Here is an 18,865-nt window from a genome sequence, read left to right as displayed (position 1 = left end):
AGTCCTTGCGCCGCACCAACGCCTGCCAGGATGGGCCCCGGCATCGGGTATGCTGGCGGCCGATGAACCTGAGCAGAGGCACGGAACATGACCCGCCCGCAGTTGCTGGAAATTGATGTGCGCGACCTGGGCTCGGCCCGTGAGCTGCACCTGGCCTTGCGCGATGCCTTGGGTTTGCCCCTTTGGTATGGCTGCAACTGGGATGCCTTCTGGGATGCCATTTCTGGTCTGGTAGAGATGCCGCTGCAGTTGCGGATCACGGGCTGGCACAGCCTTTCCCGACGCTTGCCGGACGATGCGCGGCTGATGGAACAATGCCTGCGGCGCCTGCAGAGCAAGTACCCGGCATCGGCCGCGCAACTGCAGTTCGATTGAGACGCAATGCTAAAAGCCGCGCTCGGGCGATTTACTAATGCCGCGCAATCCTCTATATATTTTCCCCTCGGCGCCGACCTTTGCGGCGCCACCGGGTGATAACAGGAGGATGCTATGTCACCGTTAAACGTGTAACCGCAACGCTTTGCCCCATCGCCACACCCTCGCTTGAACATCTCGAAACACGCTGGTCCCAGCGCTGGCTGGAAGAGGGCACCTACGCCTTCGATCGCAGTGCCACCCGGGACGCGGTCTACTCCATCGACACACCGCCACCTACGGCCTCCGGCTCGTTGCACGTCGGCCATGTGTTCAGCTACACCCACACCGATATCATCGCGCGCTTCCAACGCATGCGCGGCAAGGCCGTGTTCTATCCCATGGGCTGGGACGACAACGGCTTGCCCACCGAACGCCGGGTCGAGAACTACTACGGCGTGCGCTGCGAGCCCCTGGTGCCTTACCAGCCGCAGTTGCAGCCACCGGCCCGGGTCGCCGAGCGGCGCGCCGACTATGCGCCGGTCAGCCGGCGCAACTTTGTCGAGCTGTGCCACCAGTTGACCGCCGTCGACGAGCAGGCCTTTCGCCGCTTGTTCATGCAACTGGGCCTGTCGGTGGACTGGGGCCTGACCTACGCCACCATCGATGAGCGTGCGCAACGCGTCAGCCAGCGCGCCTTGCTGCGCAATTACCGGCGCGGCGAACTCTACAGCCAGCAGGCGCCCTGCCTGTGGGACCTGACCTTCCAGACCGCCGTGGCCCAGGCCGAGCTGGAGGAGCGGGAGGTGGCCGGGGCCTATCACGAGCTGCGCTTTGAGGGCATCGACGGGCCGGACCTGAGCATTGCCACCACCCGTCCCGAATTGCTCGCGGCCTGTGTGGCGCTGGTGGCGAATCCGGACGATCCGCGTTACCAGGGGCGCTTCGGCCAGCGGCTGCGCTCGCCGCTGTTCGAGGTCGAGGTGCCGTTGCTGGCCCACGCCCTGGCCGACCCGCAGAAGGGCAGTGGGCTGGCGATGGTCTGTACCTTTGGCGATCTGACCGATGTGCTCTGGTGGCGTGAACTGCAGCTGCCGACCCGCTCGATCATCGGCGCGGACGGTCGGTTGCTGGCCCAGGTTCCCGACTGGCTGGCCACCCCGGCCGCGCGCCAAGCCTATGCAACGCTGGCCGGGCGCAGCCTGCCCCAGGCGCGCAAGACCTTGCTGGCGCTATTGCGCGAATGCGGCGCCTTGCTTGGCGAACCGCGACCGATCCGGCACGGGGTGAAGTTTTTCGAGAAGGGCGACCAGCCCCTGGAGATTGTCGCCACGCGCCAGTGGTACCTGCGCAACGGTGGGCGCAGCGCTGAACTGCGCCAGCAGTTGCTCGGCCGCGGCCAGGCCCTGGAGTGGCATCCGCCGTTCATGCGCAGCCGCTACGAACACTGGGTCGGCGGCCTCAATGGCGACTGGCTGATCAGCCGCCAGCGGGTGTTCGGCGTGCCGCTTCCGTTCTGGTATCCCCTGGATGCCCAGGGCGAAGCGGACTACGACAGGCCGATCCTGGCAGACGAGGCCTCGCTGCCGGTGGACCCGACCCTGGATACGCCAGCGGGCTACCGCCCCGAGCAACGCGGCCAGCCCCATGGCTTTATCGGCGAACGGGACATCATGGACACCTGGGCCACCAGCTCCCTGACCCCGCAGATCGCCGCCGGCTGGGAGGAGGGCGACGACCTGTTTGCCCGGGTCTACCCCATGGACCTGCGCCCCCAGGGCCACGACATCATCCGCACCTGGCTGTTCTCGACCCTGGTGCGCAGCCACTTCGAGGCGGCCACGGCGCCCTGGAAGCATGTGGCGCTGTCGGGCTGGATCCTTGATCCGGACCGCAAGAAGATGTCCAAGTCGCGGGGCAATGTGGTCACGCCCCAGGGCTTGCTGGAGCAATACGGCAGCGATGCCGTGCGCTATTGGGCGGCCCTTGGGCGCCCGGGCAGCGACACCGCCTTCGAAGAGCAGCAGATGAAGATCGGCCGGCGCCTGGCGCTGAAGTTGTTCAACCTGTCGAAGCTGGTATTCGGCGTGCCGGGCGACCCGCAGGGGCCGGTCGAGCAGAGGCTGGACCAGGCCATGCTGCAACGCCTGGGGGCGGTCACCGCCGCCGCCGAGGCGGCGCTGGAGGGCTACGACTACAGCAGCGCGCTGATCGGCATCGAGGGTTTCTTCTGGTGGTTCTGCGATGACTATGTCGAGCTGGTCAAGCGCCGCGCCTATCGCCTCGAGGGGCACTCGGCGCGCAACGCCCTGGCGGCGGCCTTGAGTGTCCTGCAACGTTTGTTCGCGCCGTTTCTGCCCTTTGTCTGCGAGGAGGTCTGGCGTTGCTGGCAGCCGGGTTCGGTGCACCGTGCCCAGTGGCCCGAGGCGCAGGTGGCCGAGGACTTTGTCGAGCCGATGCTGGAGGCGGTCAGCGCCACGCTGGCGGCCATTCGCAAGGCCAAGTCCGATGCCCGGCAGTCGATGAAGGCCGCGGTGGCGCGCGTTGAGCTGGTGCAGCGCGCGCCGCTGCTGGAGTCCCTGCAATGGGCCCGTCAGGACCTGATCGAGGCGGGGCAGGTGGCCAGCCTGGTGTTCATCGAAGGCGCGCAGCCCCAGGTGCGGGTCTGGTTGCAGGATTGACCTGCTGCCACCTCTGCGCCCCCATGAAGCGTCAGCTTCGTGGGGGCGCCCCGGCAGGATGAATCTTGTCGTGATCCGAGCGGCAAGCGGTTTATGCTGCCCGGGCGCAGTAGGTCGCAGCCCATGGAGAAACCGGTGAGCATCAAAGACAATGCCGAGGATTATCAGGACCTGAAGCGGGCCGTCAGCCTGCTGGAATCCCCTTCGTTGACCGCGCGCCTGTCCGGCCTGCTGGGCTCGCCGATTGAAAGCGCGGTCAAGGCGTTGCCCAATTGGGTGTCCGGAAAAATCAATGGCGCGGTGGTGGCCGCGCTGCACACCTCCGCCGATGCCGCACTGTGGAGCCTGGAAAACACCCCGAAAAAACAGGCGTCGACGCTCCTGCACAAAGTCTATGCCGCCACCTCCGGCGCAGTGGGCGGCGCTTTCGGGTTTGCCGCGCTGTTCGTCGAATTGCCTATTTCCACCACCATCATGATGCGCTCGGTGGCCGATGTGGCTCGCAGCGAAGGCTTCGACCTGGAGGATTTCGCCACCAAGCAGGCGTGCATCGAAGTGTTCGCCATGGGCGGCAACAGCCAGGCCGATGACGCCACCGAGACCGGCTATTACATCACCCGCAGCTTCACCACCCAGGCCATGCAGCAGTTGTCCAAGGAACTGGCGGCGATTGCCGCCAAACAGGGTGCCGGGGCGGCCGGCCGGTTGTCGCCGGGGCAGGTGGGCAAGTGGCTGGCGCTGCTGATCGAGAAGGTCGCCAGCCGTTACGGCGTGACCATTTCCAGCAAGTTCGCGGCCCAGGCGGTGCCGGTGATCGGCGCCTTTACCGGCGCCACCATCAATGCGCTGTTCACCGACTTCTATCAGGACATGGCCCGCGGGCACTTCATCGTCAAGCGCCTGGAGCACAAGTACGGCTTCGAGCAGATCAAGGGCGAGTATGCGCAGATTCTGGGCCGGCGGTTGGCAGGCTAGGGGGGCTGCAATTGAGCGATTTTCCGGTTATTCGCACCCCGCGCCTGATCCTCAGGGAATTGGTGCCGAGTGATATCCCGGCGCTGTTCGCGATTCACAGCGACGCCGAGGCCATGCAGTGGTTCGGCACCGACCCCATTACCGATTACCAGCAGGCCGAGCAATTGCTGGCGCTGTTCGCCAGCTGGCGGACCTTGCCCAACCCGGGCGTCCGCTGGGGTATCGAACGCCAGGCCGAACCTGGCCTGCTGGGCACCTGTGGCCTGTGCAAATGGAACCGCCAGTGGCGCAGCTGCGCCATCGGCTTCGAGCTGGCGCGTGCAGCGCAAGGGCAGGGGCTGATGACCGAGGCGCTGGAGGCCATCCTCGACTGGGGCTTTGCCCACATGGCGCTGAACCGGATCGAGGCCCAGGTGCACCCGCAGAACTGTGCGTCCCTCCGATTGCTGGAACGGGCGGGATTTGTCCGCGAAGGGCTTTCACGTCAGGCGGGGTATTGGCTGGGGGCGCATCATGATCTGGTGCAGTACGGGCTGTTGAGGGCCGATTGGCCCAGCCCGGCGCCGCTCGTCGCGCGTTTTGTGTAACCCCGTGGCGTGACAATCAAGCGGGCGCTGGCCGCTTCAGCGGTTGCCCGGCGTCGGCACAGCGCTGTCCTCGACGGGCTCAAGGTGGTGGTAGGAGGGAAAGACCCTCCTGTGGCTTATCTGCAAGCCTGTTGGTTGCGCGAGCCCGTGGGTTTTACTGGAGCCCCAGGTCCGACGTTCGCCGCAATAGGTATGCACCACCTCCGAGCTGTCCCAGAACAAGCGCTGCAGCAGGGCTTCGTATTCGGCCAGCCATGAATCTTCGAAGGTGTAGCTGTCTTTGGGGGCGCAGGCGAAGTGCACCATATGCCCGTAGTAGCAATGTCCCCGGCTGTTGGGCAGCAGGCTGAAAAGCGCCCTGGTGATCTGCGCCCCTGTGACCGGCAGGCTGTGCAGAACCGCGCGATTGTGCGCCTCGGCGGCCGGTGAAGCGTCAAAGCAGTGGATGTAGCCATACAGGTGGCCGCTCATGGGGTCAGCTGCCTCTGTTGTCGGTTGGTTGGCGGCAAACGTTGTTGCGGGCCAGCCGATCGATCGCTTGCACACCCGCGCGCATCTTTTCCACGGCGCTGGCATTGGCCGAATGGATATGAATCTTTGGGGGACAGAACCCGTGCAGCGCCACCGCTTCTTCGATCCATAGGATCACGTCGTAGCCGGTGCCGCGTGAGTCATCGCCGAGGTCGTGGTCGAGGCTGACGGCTTCGACGCCGCCGGTTTCGAGCAGCGCGATGACTTCGTCCGGCCAGTAGGTGCGAATCCAGCCGGGCGGGGTCTGGCGTTCGTCGTCGAGGTAGATTTTCATGGGGCTGGTGACTCGTTCGGATGCAGTTCAAGCATTGGCGTCGTTCGCGATGACATACAGCACAAGGTGCAGCGAGTCGTCGGTGAGTAGGGGGGCTGAGCGTCCGGATGAATGTTCGCCCGGTTGTATACCCCGATAGTGCGCAATAAGTCATTACCACGTTCAAGGTCGCGCGGGATTTTTCCAGCAGTGGATTAGTCCGCCGCAGTTGTGTAGAAACGCTCCATTATTCAATCCGGCACTCGCTGCCAGCCCAGGTAAACCTTATGCGGCCCAATGCCGAACTGCGCTTGTTTGCACTGCCGGCCTGCGCCGGTCTGGTCTATGCCGTGACCAAGGGCCTGATCAAGGGCTGGAATGGTACGCAGCTGTTTTCCGGGTTTCTGTTTGGCAGCGTGATAGCCATGGTCCTGGGCATTCCCCTGTTGCTGTGGATGGACCGGCGCTGGCCGCAAGCCAGGACACGCTATCTGTGGCTCGGCCTGATCCTGAGCCTGGTCGCGACCTTGCTGGTGCGCACCTCGTGGATGCAGTTGCTGTTGTTGCCGCTGGCCGGCGGGTTGGTCCTGGGCGCTCTGTACAGCCTGGTGATCCGGGGTATCGACAAGCTGCCGGTGCCGCTTCATGGGCGGGCGCGGCAAGGGTGGCGGGTGCTGGCCGTGCCGCTGTCAGGGGCGCTGACGCTCGGCGGGGTGGCAGTGACGCTCTATCCAAAGGGCGTGGAAAGCCTGCCGGTTTTCTCGCTCGGGGCGCTGATCGGTGCGTGGATTTCGATGCTGGTCTGCTGGCCGATGCTCTGGCTGGTGGAGCGCTTCCTCGCCACCGGCTGGCGCTATGTGATCGGTGGCGGACTCAGTGGCCTGCTGATCTGGCTGCTGTCCGGGGCCCCGGGATTGTTCGCCGAATCACTGAAGGGGGCTTCGGGTCTGGACTACTGGATCCCCTTGTTCAACCGTGGGGTCTTTCCGTTCCTGCTGCTTGGACTGCTGGCCGGGATGCTGTTATCGCTGTTCAACGGCCTAGGCCCGCGGCGCCCCGTGACCACCGGCGAGTAATCCGCCGGCGCCGCGTCATTGACCCTCTACTTGCAAGGATCCGCTCGATGAACCTCAGCCCCATCACCCATGTCAGCTTTGATGCCGAAATGCTCTGCCTCGGCTGGGCCGATGGCCTGCAACTGCGTCAGCCGCTGAGCCGCTACCGATGCCTGCACGAGGCCACGCCCGAGCAGCGGGCGCAGTTTCAGATCGAGCGCCGAGGGCGTTGGGTGTCCTGGCCGCAGTTGGGCGAGTCAGGGGTCAGTGTCGAGGCCATCGATTGGATCTGGGAGCACCTGTGCAATGAGTCCATGGCGCGCTTGCGGGCGGTGGAGTGGCAGCTCGACCGCTTGCCGGCGGACGATCAGGCCATCGTCGCGCTCTGGCGCCTGGAGGCGGACGGCTACAACGGCGGCTTCCTGCAGTTCTTCTGCAACTGGGGCGAGCAGACCTGTGAGCTGGCGCTGGACACCCTGGCGGCCATCGGCGCACGCAACGCCCGGGGGCTGGTCAGCCGCCAGCGGCAGTTGATCGCCCACCTTGAGGGCCATCCGCAACTGGAGCAACGCTGGGACATTCCCGGGTTGCTGAGCGATGAGCAGCATGAGCTGATCAGCGGCGAGCTGGACGAGCAGCTGTGGTCGGCGATGGAGGAGGTGCCGGCGTTGGCGGTGAAGTATTTTTACCTTGGTTGATGCTCGCTGCGCTGTGTTCTAATGCCGCGCCCCGTACCGGCAAATGGACTTTATCCCGTGTCTGAACCTCGTATTCGCGCGCTGGCGCTGTGTGTCTTCCACCACCAGGGCAAGATCCTGGTCAACCAGTTCGTTGATGCCGACACGCAACAGACGCTGTTCCGGCCGCTGGGCGGCGGTATCGATTTCGGGGAGCACAGTGCTCGGGCGATTGTCCGGGAAGTGCAGGAGGAACTGGGGCAGTCGATCAACCACCTGCGGCTGATCGGCACCCTGGAAAGCCTGTTCACCTTCGCCGGCAAACCCGGCCATGAAATCGTTCAGGTCTACGACGCCCGCTTCGACGATCCGAGCCTTTACCAGCGCGCCCATCTCGATGCCCGGGAAAGCGACGGCGCCCCCTTCGTTGCCCGCTGGCATGACAGCCGCAGCTTTAGCGAAGGCACGCCGCTGGTGCCCCAGGGGCTGGGCGAGCTGCTGAAGAACGCCGGCTTGCTCGACTGAGGGAAAACAGGCCGGACGCTCGCTCCTGGCCTGGCGCCACGAAACACCTGGCAACGCATCCCCAGGCCGATCGGCCGCGGCCTATGTCATTCGGCAGATGTGCGTCTTTACCCGCTTCTCGATACTCGAGCCTCCCTGGCACAGCCCGCCGTGATCACGCCTGGCGGGTTGGCCGTTGTTCGAGTAGTGGAGTGATGCATGCGTAAATTGACCCTTCTGAGTACCAGCCTGCTGTTGTCTTCCCTGGCCGTTTCCACGGCCCAGGCCTTCGAAGCCGGCGACATCATTGTCCGTGCCGGCGCGGTGACGGTGGACCCGCGCGAGAGCAGTTCCAGCGTCAAGGTCGATCGTGGCGCCCTGGCCGGCACCAACCTGGGGGGCAAGGCGAGCCTGGGCAGCGATACCCAATTGGGCCTGAACTTCGCCTACATGCTGACCAACCATCTGGCGGTGGAACTGTTGGCGGCGACCCCCTTTGAACACAACGTGAGCCTCAGTGGCACCGCCGGCGGTATCGCCGATGGCAAGCTCGGCTCCCTCAAGCATCTGCCACCGACCCTGAGCCTGCTGTACTACCCGATGCACAGCAAATCGGCGTTCCAGCCCTATGTGGGGGCGGGGCTCAACTACACCTGGATCTACGATGAAAAGGTCGGCAGCCGGGCTTCGGCCGCCGGTTTCGACAATTTTCGCGCCGGCAACTCCTGGGGCTGGGCGGCACAAGTGGGCATGGACTACATGCTTACCGACCGGCTGATGCTCAACGCGCAGATGCGCTACATCGACATCAACACCGATGCCTATGTGAACAACAGCCAGCTTGGGGTGCGCTCCAAGGTGAATGTGGATGTCGACCCGTTCGTGTACATGGTGGGGTTGGGCTACAAGTTCTAGGCCATGGGGCGGGACGCTGCGCCGAGGTCCGGCGTCCCCAGCCCGGTGAGCGTTTTTCAAGGGAATGTTTTTGTGGCGCCATGGTCGATTCGATATGGCCCGCTCATGACCCGTCGGTTGTCGCCTACGCGCCCGTGCGCCGGCCTCGGTGCGCTGCTCTGTCGCTCAATGGCTCGGGGCTGGCGTTGATCCAGGGTCCATGACTTGCTGGAAGAGTCGATCATGCACTTCATCACAAGGCTTGCCTGCTACGGTTTGATGTTCTATATCGCCCAGCTGCTGGCCGCCGAGCCGCAAGCTGCAATTCAGGAAGTCGCCAAGGACAAGGCACAGGTTCTGGAGCAGAAGGTCGCGGACAAAGAGAGCCCCAAGGCCGAGCCCCAGGCGGCGCCCATCACCAGGACTGAAGTCCAGGCCGTGGATCCCGCCGGACAGGCACCGGTGGACGATGCCATCACCTGTCTGTCGCGGACCCTGTATTGGGAAGCCAAAGGCGGCGAGTCTGCCGATATGGAAGCGGTGGCCGATGTGGTCCTGAACCGTCTGGGCCATGAGGGGTTTCCGTCTACCGTGTGCGAAGTGGTCAAGCAGGGTTCGGAGAAAAGTCCTTGCCAGTTTTCCTGGTGGTGTGACGGCCGTCCCGACCAGGTGCAAGAGGAAGAGCGCTACACCATCGCCAAGGAAATTGCCCGCAAGGCGCTGAATCAGCAGCTCAAGGACCGCACCGGCGGTGCCCTGTACTTTCACGACCGCAGCGTTTCACCGCAGTGGGCCAAGAGCTATATCAAGACCACTGAAATCGGTCATTTCCTGTTCTACAAACCCAAGGATCTGGCGGCGCGCTAGCAGCGCCGGGCGCGGTGGCGTTCAGTTTGTCGGGCCGTGCTGACGCAGCCAGCGCTTGCCCAGGGGCGTCAGCCGGTGCCGGATGGATTGGCTGAAGCGTTTGCGAGAAACCTGATGCAGCAGGGTTTCGCACAGCTCGCGATCCAGTGGAAAACCCGACTCCAGCCAGATCACGGCACGTTGCGCCCAGTATTCCGAGTCGGACTCCAGGGCGGTCAGCAGTAACTGGCGCAGGTTGACCGCCTGGGGCGGCGGGTGCTTGATATCCCGCTCGGCCAGGGCGCCGGGCAGGTTGGCCGCTACCGACTCGTAGGGGCTTTCCAGCAGCGGCAGCAGCCATACGTAGCACCAGTGCTGGCTCATTTGTTGGTCGATCCTTCATCTTGGGGCGCTGCTGCGCCCGGGGTCAGGGCAGCTGCGGATAGTGATCGGTGATGGCATGCCAGCTGGCCTTCATGGCCACGCAGTGGTACTTCTGCTTGGGGGCCGTGAATGGCGTATCCAGGGTAGCGATGGCGATTGAAATCCACTCGGCGTATTCGCCCCGGGCATCTCGCCAGAACAGCGATGAGCCACAGTGGTAGCAGAACTGGCGCCATACGCCGGGGGAGGACTCATAGCCCTTGAGGGCTGTATCGGGGTCGCTGAGGTGCAGATTCGCGCGCGGCGTGCTGGCGTAGGAGGCAAAGGCTGCACCGTGGCCCTTCTGGCATTTGTGGCAATGGCAGTGGGTGACGGCTTTCAGCGCGCCGGACACTTGATAAGTCACCGCGCCGCACAGGCAGCTGCCTTGATACCGGTTTTGCATGGTCAGGGTTTCCGAGGTTTCGGGTCAGCGTTGCCGCAAGTGGGCGAACCCTTTATAAATCGCCAGCGGCTTATCGCGGCCGCGGTCCTGGGGGCTACCCGCAAGGAGCGACATAGTGAGTCAATCGCCTTGCTCTCTCAACACTTGTGTTCGCGGTTTTTCGCGCATGCAGGGCCCCATGGGCAGGGCGACGCCGCCCTGCGCGCAGCGCCGGCACCGAACGGCAGGAAAGGGCCGGGCAACCTGTAACGCGCCCTGGCCGACGGTCGGGCAGAGGAGAGAAGCATCATGCAGGCATTGGAAAACCGCATTCCGCCACCGCTGGTCGCGGTGCTGTTCGGGGTCTTGATGGGACTGTTTTCGCGCTGGTTGCCGGGCCTGGATCCGGACCTGCACACGCGCCTGCTGCTGGCCTTGCCGCTGGTGATGGCCGGGCTGCTGTTTGTCCTGGCCGGGGGGCTATCCTTTCGCCGGGCCAGGACCACGGTCAACCCGCTCAAACCCGCCAGCGCCTCGGCCCTGGTGACGTCGGGCATCTACCGCTACACCCGCAACCCGATGTACGTCGGCTTTGCCCTGTGGTTGCTGGCCTGGGGGCTATACCTGGCCTCGCCCCTGGTGCTGCTGGGCGTCCTGGGGTTTGTCCTGTACATGAACCGCTTTCAGATCAGCCCCGAAGAACGGGCGCTCGGGCAGCTGTTTGGCGCTGATTTTGCGGACTATCGACAGCGGGTGCGGCGCTGGCTGTAGGTCGCACGCCTCTGTGCTCGCGGCAGAGGCGTGACGGTTGTCTCAAGCCGCCACTTGCGCCTGAATCTGCAGCTGGCCATCCACCTCCTGGACCAGGCCGCTGGCGACGAACAAGGGTAGCAGCCGTTTGTGCAGCTCGGGTTCGACAAACTCTTTCACCGTCGCCAGGTCGAGGTTGCCGCTGCCGGGCAGTTCGGCCTTGGTGAAGGACAGCCAGGCTTTCTTCAGGGCCAGCAGCACGTCGCTGCCGGCGGTGGTGGCGAAGCGGCGGTTGGCTACCTTGCCGGCAAAGTTGAAGCTGTGCGAGTGCTCGTAGCCGGTTTCGTCTCCCTGGCTGGCGACGCAGCGGCCACAGGTGCAAGGGCCGTCGGCGAAGGCGGCGCGCAGGTAGCTGTTGAAGTCGACGATGGGCTTGAGGGCCAGGCGCTTGTCGACTTCGAACAGGTCACCGGTCATTTTTGCTTCACTGCTCAAGGTCAGGTTCCTCAGGGTCGGGCGGTGTATTTCCAAGGGGCGCACCATACCAGCCGGATCGGCCGAGGGGTACTTTTCCGGCGTTGCCCGGTGCTTGGCCAGGCATGCCCTCTGCTAGGATCCATCAGGTTCTGTGGCGGGCCGACGAGCCCTGATCAATCACTGTGCCTGTACCTCATCGAAGGATGACCCATGTCCATCTACGCCATCACCGTGCCCTGTTTCACCCAGATGCTGCTGGCCCTTGGCGGCTTTCTACGCAAGGGCGAGGAGCGTGCCCGGGAGCAGGGGTTCGACCCTCAGGTTCTGCTGCAGTCGAGGCTGGCGCCGGACATGCATGATCTGGCGGCCCAGGTGCGTTTTACCTGCACCCAGGCCCGGGAAGCGCTGCAGCGCCTTGGCGGGCAGCCGCTGAGCGTGTTGCAGGCGCCGGTCAGCATGGTCGAGGCCCTGGCACAGATCGACGATACTCTGGCGTTCCTGGCGGCCGCGGATCACGAGGTAATTGATCGCAGTGGCCCGCGAGCCATCGCCATCGAGCTGCGCGACGGTATCGCCTTCGACATGAACGGCGAAGAGTTCGTCCGCAACTGGGCGATACCGCAGTTCTATTTCCATCTGGTCACGGCCTACAACATTCTGCGGCATAACGGCGTGCCCCTGGGCAAGGCCGATTATGCCCAGCATATGTTTGCCTATTTGCGTCAGCCGTAATGAGCGTCGCCGCGCTGGCCGATCATTCTCCGGCGATCGTCAGGTAGCCGCGGATGGCGCGCATGACCCGGCGCTCCAGGTCCAGGGCGTCGGTTTCGCCTCGCTCACCCGCGGCATCGATCATGCCGTGGGTCAGGGCGAACAGGTCATGGGCCACGGTGGTCACGTCATCGAGCACCCATGGTGCATCGGCCAATTGCAGGGCCTCGACCAGGGTTTGATGAATGACCTGGGCCACTCGCTGGTGCCGCTCCTGCAACGGCAGCCGTCGTTCCTCGAAATCGATGACCCGGGCCAGTTCCGGCCGGCGCAACTGGTGGGTCACCGCGGCCTGGACCATGGCGCGGATGCGCTCCAGAGCGTCGGTGAGATCGCTAGCCGCCTAGATGTCGTGCAGCAGTTGCGCCGTCTCTCGTTCGATCAGGGCCACGGTCAGGGCATCACGATTGGGAAAGTACTGATACAGCGACCCGATGCTGACCCCCGCCCGCTGCGCCACACTATGTCCGTCGCCGTGCTCAGCGTGTTCATGCTGGTCAAGACCACCCCGGAGTGGCTGGGATTCTCCGTCGAGGAGCGCTTTGATCTGATGCGTACCCAGATGGAGCCGATTCTGCAGAAACACTCGGCAGAGGTGTCCATGCGCTTTTTTGATATCGAGTTCTATTCGGCTCGGGTCACCGATCTCTGGTGGTGGGAGGCCAGCAGCCATCACGCCTATGAGCTGTTGGTGGAAGAACTGCGAGAAACGCCGTTCTGGGATCGCTACTTCAAGGTCGTGGAAATTCTCCCCGGAGTGGAGAATGCCTATGCCAAGAACTATGGCCAGCGGCAATTGCTGGCCTCCTGAGGCGCCTGTTCCGTCGTTGCACCCTCCCGGTTGGCCGGGAGGGTTTTTGCCGTTTGCCCGGTTGCCAGCACCTGCGGCCGTTGGCTGCTACAGCGCCGGACGTGGTAGGTGCAGCCACTCCTGCACTGCCGGGTGCTGCCACTGGCGTCGGGCATAGTCCACCAAGTTGGCCGGCACCGGGTCGCCATTGAGAATCAGCCGGTTGAGCATCAGCGCCAGGTCGACATCGGCGATGGACCATTGTTCGAACAGGTACTGGCCGCCATCCGCCAGCAGCTCTTGGGCCGCCGCGATCAGCTGGTTCGCCGCTGCTGCGGCGGCCGGCGACAGCGGTCCGCCGCGGTGGCCATAGAACACCACCAGTGTCGAGCGCTCCTGGCGGATGGGCAGCAGGTCGCTGCGCAACCAGGCCTGGACCTGGCGGGCTCTGGCGCGTTGTCGCGGGGTGTGGGGATAGACCGGGTTTTGCGGGAACAGCTGCTCCAGGTATTCAGCGATGGCCGAGGATTCGGACAGGGCAAAGCCTTCATGCACCAGGGTCGGCACTCGCTGCGTCAGGGACAGCCGGGCGTAGTCCGCTGTGCGGTTCTGGGCCGTCTCCAGGTCGATCGGCAGCAGTTCGAAGTCGATGCCCTTTTCCCGCAGCACCACGAACACGGACAGGGCATAGGGGCTGGTGAACTGGGCATCGACGTACAGGCGCGGGCGGGCGTTGGTCACGGTGGGATCTCCAATGGGGAAGGGGACACGCTAAGAGATCCCGGGCGATAAAGAAAATGCACGATTTTTATCCGTGCATTCCTTTCTGGAATACTGAGTCGGCCAAGCACCCCTCAGGGAGCACAAGGTGCCCTTGTTCCAAAAAACGCGCCTGATCAGGCATCCCCCGACCCGGGACGATTGACCTGAGGTGCGCCTGTACCGCATGACGGGCCAGCAGTGGCAGGCACTTTGCCTTGATCGATAAGGCAATCTGCTGGCCCCGCACTGGCTGATGTATCGGCAAAATCACTTTATTTTCAGGTGGTTAGGTGACCGATAAATGCGCCATGTGTTGATTACGCTGACTTCGTGCGCCCTGTTGGGCGGTGCCGGGATGGCCCAGGCCAAGGAGCTGCAGGCCAATGATCGCTATGTCTGCAGTTGGGGCGCGGGAACGGCCGCCAGGGCCCAGGAGCTGAAATTGTCCGGGGTGTCGCTGTACGCGGCGCGGCAGAAGATCCAGACCTACAAGTTCAGCAAGGGCTGGATGCGCATGATGGCCCTGGGAATCACCGAGCAGACCTACGACAGTGCCTCGCGGATCAGGCCCGAGGCCCTGCGCAAAAGCTTCTACGAGGACTGCGTGCGCTACAGGCTGGCTCGGCGCTAGGGGCATGCAGGCGCTCAGGGATGGGCGAGCGAGCCCCGGCGGATCCTTCTGATCCGTATTTTTCTTGCGTATCTGCGTCTGTTATCAGAACAGCTAAGGTTTGAAAATGGCGCGCCCGCCCGGCCTCCCGGCTGGAAACCGGGCCCGCTGCACCGCATACCTACTGTTCAGGAGGCCTGATGACTAAGATGGCGTTTTTCTTGTTTGGATTTTTAGCCTTGACCATCGCGATCGGTGCGCTTGCCACTATCTCTCCGACCTAGACCCCAAGCCGTTTGCAGCACCCGTCGCCAGGTAAGGCGCAAGCAGTGGCAGGTCTCTTGAGCCTGCCACTGTCGTTTCTGTCACCGGGCCCAACGCTTGGCCCCGGCCACGCAGAGAATCACCGCCAGAGTGACCCCGAGCATGCCCAGGCTGACCTGTTCGTGCAGCAGGCCGGCGGCCAGGGCCAGACCAAAAAACGGCTGCAGCAATTGCAGTTGGCCGACCGCGGCGATCCCGCCCTGAGCCAGGCCGCGATACCAGAAGACGAACCCGATCAGCATGCTGAACAGCGAGACGTAGCCCAGGCTGAACCAGGCCGGCAGGCTGATGCCGTTGAAGTCGGGCGAGGCGCTGAAAAGGGTCAGTGCGGCCATGATCGGCAACGACAGCACCAGGGCCCAGCAGATCACCTGCCAGCCACCCAGGGTCCGCGACAGCTTGGCGCCTTCGGCATAACCCAGGCCGCAGACCAGCACCGCCAGGAGCATCAGCGCATCACCCCGTGGCGAGGCCGTGAGGCCCTGGGACAGGGCGTAGCCCACCACCAGCAGGCTGCCCAGCAGTGAAAACAGCCAGAACACCGGGCGCGGTCGCTCGCCGCCACGCAACACGCCAAACACCGCGGTGGCCAGAGGCAGCAGGCCAAGAAACACGATGGAGTGGGCCGAGGTCACGTATTGCAGGGCCAGGGCGGTCAGCAGCGGAAAGCCCAGGACCACCCCCAGGGCGACGACACCCAGGGGCAGCAGTTGTGCCGGGCTCGGGCGCCGTTCCTTGAACAGCAGCAGGAGGCACAGGGCCAGAAGCCCGGCGAGGCTGGCCCGGACCACAGTGAGGAACAATGGCTCGAACTCCAGCACCGCGACCCGGGTTGCCGGCAGCGAGCCGCTGAAGATCAGCACCCCGATAAAGCCGTTGAGCCAGCCGCTGGCGGAGGATTCCAGGGCGGGTGATTGCAGGTTCGATGTTCGTGTCATTGAGGGAGTGCTCAAGAGTTCAGGGGCCGCCACGGCGGGGCTTGTGTTGCAGGCATCCTAGGATTGAAGATCAGCACAATCAAAAAATTGTCATGGATACAACGCCCTATGGCCCGTGCTCGCTACAAGCAACTGGTGGACGCCTTTGCCGCCGACATCCGCGCCGGGGTGCTGGCCCCGGGCACTCGCCTGCCCACCCATCGCCAACTGGCGGCGCGGGAGGGACTGGCGCTGGTCACCGCGTCCCGGGTCTATGCCGAGCTGGAAGCCATGGGCCTGGTCAGCGGCGAAGCCGGACGCGGCACCTATGTTCGGGAAACCGCCCTGCCTCCCGGGCAGGGGGTGGATCAGCCGGCCACCACCGCGGGCACCCTGGACCTGAATTTCAACTACCCGGCGCTGCCCGGACAGGCTGAGCTACTGCGCAGCGCCTTGCGCCAGCTGGCCTTGGCCGGCGATCTGGAAGCCTTGCTGCGCTACCAGCCGCACGCCGGGCGGGCCCATGAACGGGCGACGCTGGCACGCTACCTGGCCGGTTGCGGGCTGGCGGTTGCCGGCGAGCAGGTGTTGATGGTCAGTGGCGCCCAGCACGGCCTGGCAACCACGGTGATGGCACTGCTCAAGCCCGGCGATGTGGTGGCGGTGGATGCCTTGACCTACCCCGGGTTCAAGGTGGTGGCCGAGGCCCACGGGCTGGAGCTGGTGGCCATTCCCCTGGGCGATCGGGGGCCGGACCTCGACGCTCTCGAGGCGCTGTGCCGAAGGCGAAGGGTGCGGGCGGTGTATGCCATGCCGACCTTGCACAACCCCATGGGCTGGGTGCTGGACCTGGCCTGGCGCCAGCGGCTGGTGGCGATTGCCCGGGCCCATGGACTGCTGCTCATCGAAGATGCCGCCTACGCCTTCCTGGCGCCCGACCCGCCGCCGCCCCTGGCCGCCCTGGCGCCGGAACTCACGGTTTACGTCTCGGGGTTTTCGAAGAACGTGGCCACCGGCCTGCGGGTTGGATACGTGGTGGCGCCCTTGAAGTGGGTGCCGCCGATCGAGCGCGCGATCCGTGCCACCACCTGGAACACGCCTGGGGTGATGACCGCCCTGGCGTGCGCCTGGATCGAGGATGGCACCGTGGCACGGCTGGAGCAGGAAAAGCGCGAGGATGCCAGGGCCCGCCAGGCCCTGGCTGGTGCGGCCCTGGCCGGGCTGGCCAGTGTCGGCCATCCCCATTCCTACTTTCTCTGGCTGCCGTTGCCCGAGGAAGTGCGGGCCGATCAGGTGGCCATGGCCCTGTTGCGCGAGCAGATATCGGTGTCCACCGCCGAGCCCTTTGTCGGCGCTGGGCCGGTGCCTCACGCCATTCGCCTGGCGCTGGGTTCGGTGGACATGGCCGATCTGGGCCTGGCCCTGGCCAAGGTCCGGCAAGTGATTGAGCGTTACGCGTTCTGAAGCGGCAAGCGGCAAGCGGCAAGTTTGAAGCTTTGAGCTTGAAGCTTGAAGCTTGCCGCTGCTGGCTTACAGCTTGAACTGATTCACTAGGGCGTTGAGGTCTACCGCCAGGCGCGACAGTTCCTGGCTGGCGGCATTGCTCTGGTTGGCCCCGGCCGAGGTCTGGGTCGAGAGGTCGCGGATATTGACCAGATTGCGGTCCACTTCCCGGGCCACCTGGGCCTGCTCTTCGCTGGCGCTGGCGATCACCAGGTTGCGTTCGTTGATCATGGTGATGGCCTGGGTGATCTGGTCCAGGGCCAGCCCCGAAGCGCGTGCTGCCTCCAGGGTCAGGTGCGCCCGCTCGTTGCTGTTGCGCATGGCGCTGACCGCGCCCTCGGTGCCTTCCTCGATGGTGTTGATCATGCTTTCGATCTCCTGGGTCGACTGCTGGGTGCGATGGGCCAGGGCCCGCACTTCGTCGGCGACCACGGCAAAGCCGCGTCCGGCGTCCCCGGCCCGGGCGGCTTCGATGGCGGCGTTGAGGGCCAGCAGGTTGGTCTGCTCGGCAATCGAGCGGATCACTTCCAGGACCTGACCGATATTGCGCACGTCCGCCGCCAGGTGCTCGACCTGTTCACAGGTCTGGGTCACGTCCGTCGCCAGTTGGCCGATGGAGTCCACGGTGTGCTGTACCTGCTCGCGGCCGTGGTGGGCGGTGCGGTCGGTTTCCTGGGAGGCTTGTGAGGTGCTCACGGCGTTGCGCGCCACTTCCTCCACGGCCGCGGTCATTTCGTTGACGGCGGTGGCGGCCTGTTCCACTTCATTGCTCTGCTGGTGCAGGGTCTGGCTGGAGTGCTCGGTGACCGCGTGCAGTTCTTCGGCGGCCGAGGCCAGTTGGTTGGAGGAGTCGGCAATCCGCTGCAGGGTGCCGCGCAGGCTCGCCTGCATGGTCTGCAGGGCTTGCAGCAGGCGCGCCGGTTCGTCCTTGCCGCTGAGCGTGATGCTCTGGCCGAGGTCGCCGTTGGCGATGGTTTCCGCCACGGCCACGGCCTGGCCCAGGGGGCGCACGATGCTGCGGGTCAGCAGCAGGGCCAGGGCGATGGTCAGGGTCACCACCACCAGCATGATCAGCGCGACGGTGCTGATCGCACCCTGGAACACCTCGTTGCTGTGTTCGGCCGCGGCGACGCCACCGCGGGTGTTGGTGTCGATGATCTTCAGCAGCTCCTTGAGCATGGTGTCGGCGTTGGCCAGGTACGGGCCGGCGTCGACGATATCGATGGCGGCTTGCTTCTGTCCCTGGCGCACCAGTTCCACCACTTGATGCTGATCCTTGCTGTAGGCCGCCTTGGCGCTGAGAAAGCCTTCATAGGCTGTGCGCTCCTCGGCCTCGGTGATCAGTTTTTCGTAGACGCCTTGCTGGTGGGCGAGTTGCTCGTCGAGCTCGCCGACGCGCTTGAGCAGCGCCTGTACATCGTTGCTGTCACGCACTACCAGCATGCGCAGGGTGATGGTGCGGATCTGGGTGCTGGTCAGGGCCAGGGCGTTGGCGGCAACGATGGATGGCTGCCAGTTCTGGTCGACCTCAAGGGATTGCTGGTTCATGCGCTGCATTTCCAGCAATGAGAAGCCCCCCAGGCCCAGTGCCAGCAGGGCGATCAGGGCAAAGCTCAACCCTGCACGGCGGGAAATGTTCATCGTTCTCAAGAGCATGACTGTGTTCCTTGTGGCGGCAAAAAGTACAACCGGCGACAGGCATCGCGGTTTGCATCAATGCGGCGCGCGCTGGAGCAGGCTCCATGGCGCCGTCGGTCTTTTGCACACAAGGCGGGGGGTGGCAGGCGCGTCTGGGC

22 protein-coding genes and 2 pseudogenes are annotated in these 18,865 nt (G+C 64.6%); 14 read left to right on the top strand and 10 right to left on the bottom strand.

What is annotated here, in order from left to right; translation table 11 throughout:
* Positions 1 to 87 precede the first annotated feature (87 nt).
* The 4 genes from BLV47_RS17915 to BLV47_RS17900 all read left to right on the top strand — a co-directional run bounded on the left by BLV47_RS17915 (position 88) and on the right by BLV47_RS17900 (position 4,597).
* Complete coding sequence (locus BLV47_RS17915) at positions 88 to 375, top strand: barstar family protein (protein ID WP_092315742.1); 288 nt, start codon at positions 88 to 90, stop codon at positions 373 to 375.
* 95 nt (positions 376 to 470) lie between these two features.
* Positions 471 to 3,035, top strand: a complete 2,565-nt coding sequence (gene valS, locus BLV47_RS17910) for a valine--tRNA ligase (protein WP_208605279.1) — start codon at positions 471 to 473, stop codon at positions 3,033 to 3,035.
* Positions 3,036 to 3,158: 123 nt separating this feature from the next.
* Positions 3,159 to 4,010, top strand: a complete 852-nt coding sequence (locus tag BLV47_RS17905) for an EcsC family protein (RefSeq protein WP_092315740.1) — start codon at positions 3,159 to 3,161, stop codon at positions 4,008 to 4,010.
* Between the two features lie 11 nt (positions 4,011 to 4,021).
* A complete protein-coding gene (locus tag BLV47_RS17900; RefSeq protein ID WP_092315738.1) occupies positions 4,022 to 4,597 on the top strand; it encodes a GNAT family N-acetyltransferase in 576 nt (191 codons plus the stop codon).
* A gap of 36 nt (positions 4,598 to 4,633) precedes the next feature.
* Here BLV47_RS17900 and BLV47_RS17895 read toward each other — a convergent pair whose 3' ends face one another.
* Both BLV47_RS17895 and BLV47_RS17890 read right to left on the bottom strand, forming a co-directional pair.
* On the bottom strand, positions 4,634 to 5,068 hold the full coding sequence (locus BLV47_RS17895) for a hypothetical protein (RefSeq protein WP_092315736.1): 435 nt from the start codon (positions 5,066 to 5,068) through the stop codon (positions 4,634 to 4,636).
* 4 nt (positions 5,069 to 5,072) lie between these two features.
* Positions 5,073 to 5,402, bottom strand: a complete 330-nt coding sequence (locus tag BLV47_RS17890) for a cyclic-phosphate processing receiver domain-containing protein (RefSeq protein WP_092315734.1) — start codon at positions 5,400 to 5,402, stop codon at positions 5,073 to 5,075.
* A 266-nt stretch (positions 5,403 to 5,668) separates the two neighbouring features.
* Between BLV47_RS17890 and BLV47_RS17885 the strand changes: the two genes are divergently transcribed.
* The 5 genes from BLV47_RS17885 (at position 5,669) to BLV47_RS17865 (ending at position 9,378) form a co-directional block, all read left to right on the top strand.
* Entirely contained in the window at positions 5,669 to 6,457 is a 789-nt protein-coding gene (locus tag BLV47_RS17885) for a hypothetical protein (RefSeq protein ID WP_092315732.1), read from the top strand.
* Positions 6,458 to 6,504: 47 nt separating this feature from the next.
* On the top strand, positions 6,505 to 7,134 hold the full coding sequence (locus BLV47_RS17880; protein WP_092315730.1) for a DMP19 family protein: 630 nt from the start codon (positions 6,505 to 6,507) through the stop codon (positions 7,132 to 7,134).
* A gap of 57 nt (positions 7,135 to 7,191) precedes the next feature.
* Positions 7,192 to 7,638, top strand: coding sequence for an NUDIX hydrolase (locus BLV47_RS17875; protein ID WP_208605278.1), 447 nt, complete (start codon positions 7,192 to 7,194; stop codon positions 7,636 to 7,638).
* A 198-nt stretch (positions 7,639 to 7,836) separates the two neighbouring features.
* A complete protein-coding gene (locus BLV47_RS17870) occupies positions 7,837 to 8,532 on the top strand; it encodes an OmpW/AlkL family protein (RefSeq protein WP_092315726.1) in 696 nt (231 codons plus the stop codon).
* Positions 8,533 to 8,790: 258 nt separating this feature from the next.
* Positions 8,791 to 9,378, top strand: coding sequence for a cell wall hydrolase (locus BLV47_RS17865; RefSeq protein WP_425272174.1), 588 nt, complete (start codon positions 8,791 to 8,793; stop codon positions 9,376 to 9,378).
* A 21-nt stretch (positions 9,379 to 9,399) separates the two neighbouring features.
* Here the strand turns inward: BLV47_RS17865 and BLV47_RS17860 are convergent, their stop codons facing one another.
* Together BLV47_RS17860 and BLV47_RS17855 are read right to left on the bottom strand one after the other, a co-directional pair.
* A complete protein-coding gene (locus BLV47_RS17860) occupies positions 9,400 to 9,741 on the bottom strand; it encodes a hypothetical protein (protein WP_092315722.1) in 342 nt (113 codons plus the stop codon).
* A 43-nt stretch (positions 9,742 to 9,784) separates the two neighbouring features.
* A complete protein-coding gene (locus tag BLV47_RS17855; RefSeq protein WP_092315720.1) occupies positions 9,785 to 10,186 on the bottom strand; it encodes a GFA family protein in 402 nt (133 codons plus the stop codon).
* Positions 10,187 to 10,474: 288 nt separating this feature from the next.
* On the opposite strand from BLV47_RS17855, the gene BLV47_RS17850 reads away from it, so the two are divergent.
* A complete protein-coding gene (locus BLV47_RS17850) occupies positions 10,475 to 10,936 on the top strand; it encodes a methyltransferase family protein (protein ID WP_092315718.1) in 462 nt (153 codons plus the stop codon).
* Between the two features lie 42 nt (positions 10,937 to 10,978).
* Here the strand turns inward: BLV47_RS17850 and BLV47_RS17845 are convergent, their stop codons facing one another.
* Positions 10,979 to 11,458: a hypothetical protein gene (locus BLV47_RS17845; RefSeq protein WP_425272159.1), complete on the bottom strand. Its 480-nt coding sequence runs from the start codon at positions 11,456 to 11,458 to the stop codon at positions 10,979 to 10,981.
* A gap of 144 nt (positions 11,459 to 11,602) precedes the next feature.
* Between BLV47_RS17845 and BLV47_RS17840 the strand changes: the two genes are divergently transcribed.
* Positions 11,603 to 12,124 (top strand): DUF1993 domain-containing protein, encoded by a 522-nt coding sequence (locus BLV47_RS17840; protein WP_092315716.1) that lies wholly within the window; start codon positions 11,603 to 11,605, stop codon positions 12,122 to 12,124.
* Between the two features lie 22 nt (positions 12,125 to 12,146).
* Here the strand turns inward: BLV47_RS17840 and BLV47_RS36565 are convergent.
* Positions 12,147 to 12,623: pseudogene (locus BLV47_RS36565) on the bottom strand (TetR/AcrR family transcriptional regulator); the annotation flags it as partial.
* Between the two features lie 3 nt (positions 12,624 to 12,626).
* On the opposite strand from BLV47_RS36565, the gene BLV47_RS36410 reads away from it, so the two are divergent.
* Positions 12,627 to 12,974 (top strand): darcynin family protein, encoded by a 348-nt coding sequence (locus BLV47_RS36410; RefSeq protein WP_244168900.1) that lies wholly within the window; start codon positions 12,627 to 12,629, stop codon positions 12,972 to 12,974.
* An 87-nt stretch (positions 12,975 to 13,061) separates the two neighbouring features.
* On the opposite strand, the gene yfcF is transcribed toward BLV47_RS36410, so the two are convergent.
* The gene (gene yfcF, locus BLV47_RS17830) at positions 13,062 to 13,694 is read right to left on the bottom strand and encodes a glutathione transferase (RefSeq protein ID WP_092315714.1); all 633 of its coding nucleotides are present in this window, start codon (positions 13,692 to 13,694) and stop codon (positions 13,062 to 13,064) included.
* 322 nt (positions 13,695 to 14,016) lie between these two features.
* On the opposite strand from yfcF, the gene BLV47_RS17825 reads away from it, so the two are divergent.
* Positions 14,017 to 14,346 carry a hypothetical protein gene (locus BLV47_RS17825; RefSeq protein ID WP_092315712.1) on the top strand — a complete coding sequence of 110 codons (330 nt, stop codon included), beginning with the start codon at positions 14,017 to 14,019 and terminating at the stop codon, positions 14,344 to 14,346.
* Between the two features lie 344 nt (positions 14,347 to 14,690).
* Here the strand turns inward: BLV47_RS17825 and BLV47_RS17820 are convergent, their stop codons facing one another.
* Positions 14,691 to 15,587, bottom strand: coding sequence for a DMT family transporter (locus tag BLV47_RS17820; RefSeq protein WP_092315710.1), 897 nt, complete (start codon positions 15,585 to 15,587; stop codon positions 14,691 to 14,693).
* 108 nt (positions 15,588 to 15,695) lie between these two features.
* Here BLV47_RS17820 and BLV47_RS17815 point away from each other — a divergent pair, with 108 nt between their 5' ends.
* A complete protein-coding gene (locus tag BLV47_RS17815; RefSeq protein WP_092315708.1) occupies positions 15,696 to 17,030 on the top strand; it encodes an aminotransferase-like domain-containing protein in 1,335 nt (444 codons plus the stop codon).
* Between the two features lie 66 nt (positions 17,031 to 17,096).
* On the opposite strand, the gene BLV47_RS37060 is transcribed toward BLV47_RS17815, so the two are convergent.
* Positions 17,097 to 17,960: a methyl-accepting chemotaxis protein gene (locus tag BLV47_RS37060; protein ID WP_409259009.1), complete on the bottom strand. Its 864-nt coding sequence runs from the start codon at positions 17,958 to 17,960 to the stop codon at positions 17,097 to 17,099.
* Positions 17,955 to 18,710 (bottom strand): annotated as a pseudogene (locus BLV47_RS37055) (MCP four helix bundle domain-containing protein); the annotation flags it as partial. The gene BLV47_RS37060 and the pseudogene BLV47_RS37055, both read right to left, overlap by 6 nt.
* Between the last annotated feature and the right edge of the window lie 155 nt (positions 18,711 to 18,865).

This window comes from Pseudomonas saponiphila (assembly GCF_900105185.1).
Classification (GTDB): domain Bacteria; phylum Pseudomonadota; class Gammaproteobacteria; order Pseudomonadales; family Pseudomonadaceae; genus Aquipseudomonas; species Aquipseudomonas saponiphila.
This window is presented reverse-complemented; position numbering and strand designations above follow the sequence as displayed.

What these genes read in the sequence shown, in the direction of transcription:
- BLV47_RS17915 (WP_092315742.1), top strand. Translation starts at nt 88, where the DNA reads ATGACCCGCCCGCAGTTGCTGGAAATTGATGTGCGCGACCTGGGCTCG.
- BLV47_RS17905 (WP_092315740.1), top strand. Translation starts at nt 3,159, where the DNA reads ATGGAGAAACCGGTGAGCATCAAAGACAATGCCGAGGATTATCAGGAC.
- BLV47_RS17895 (WP_092315736.1), bottom strand. Translation starts at nt 5,068, where the DNA reads ATGAGCGGCCACCTGTATGGCTACATCCACTGCTTTGACGCTTCACCG.
- BLV47_RS17890 (WP_092315734.1), bottom strand. Translation starts at nt 5,402, where the DNA reads ATGAAAATCTACCTCGACGACGAACGCCAGACCCCGCCCGGCTGGATT.
- BLV47_RS17885 (WP_092315732.1), top strand. Translation starts at nt 5,669, where the DNA reads ATGCGGCCCAATGCCGAACTGCGCTTGTTTGCACTGCCGGCCTGCGCC.
- BLV47_RS17880 (WP_092315730.1), top strand. Translation starts at nt 6,505, where the DNA reads ATGAACCTCAGCCCCATCACCCATGTCAGCTTTGATGCCGAAATGCTC.
- BLV47_RS17870 (WP_092315726.1), top strand. Translation starts at nt 7,837, where the DNA reads ATGCGTAAATTGACCCTTCTGAGTACCAGCCTGCTGTTGTCTTCCCTG.
- BLV47_RS17865 (WP_425272174.1), top strand. Translation starts at nt 8,791, where the DNA reads ATGTTCTATATCGCCCAGCTGCTGGCCGCCGAGCCGCAAGCTGCAATT.
- BLV47_RS17860 (WP_092315722.1), bottom strand. Translation starts at nt 9,741, where the DNA reads ATGAGCCAGCACTGGTGCTACGTATGGCTGCTGCCGCTGCTGGAAAGC.
- BLV47_RS17855 (WP_092315720.1), bottom strand. Translation starts at nt 10,186, where the DNA reads ATGCAAAACCGGTATCAAGGCAGCTGCCTGTGCGGCGCGGTGACTTAT.
- BLV47_RS17850 (WP_092315718.1), top strand. Translation starts at nt 10,475, where the DNA reads ATGCAGGCATTGGAAAACCGCATTCCGCCACCGCTGGTCGCGGTGCTG.
- BLV47_RS17845 (WP_425272159.1), bottom strand. Translation starts at nt 11,458, where the DNA reads ATGGTGCGCCCCTTGGAAATACACCGCCCGACCCTGAGGAACCTGACC.
- BLV47_RS17840 (WP_092315716.1), top strand. Translation starts at nt 11,603, where the DNA reads ATGTCCATCTACGCCATCACCGTGCCCTGTTTCACCCAGATGCTGCTG.
- BLV47_RS36410 (WP_244168900.1), top strand. Translation starts at nt 12,627, where the DNA reads ATGTCCGTCGCCGTGCTCAGCGTGTTCATGCTGGTCAAGACCACCCCG.
- BLV47_RS17825 (WP_092315712.1), top strand. Translation starts at nt 14,017, where the DNA reads ATGCGCCATGTGTTGATTACGCTGACTTCGTGCGCCCTGTTGGGCGGT.
- BLV47_RS17820 (WP_092315710.1), bottom strand. Translation starts at nt 15,587, where the DNA reads ATGACACGAACATCGAACCTGCAATCACCCGCCCTGGAATCCTCCGCC.
- BLV47_RS17815 (WP_092315708.1), top strand. Translation starts at nt 15,696, where the DNA reads ATGGCCCGTGCTCGCTACAAGCAACTGGTGGACGCCTTTGCCGCCGAC.
- BLV47_RS37060 (WP_409259009.1), bottom strand. Translation starts at nt 17,960, where the DNA reads ATGCAGGCGAGCCTGCGCGGCACCCTGCAGCGGATTGCCGACTCCTCC.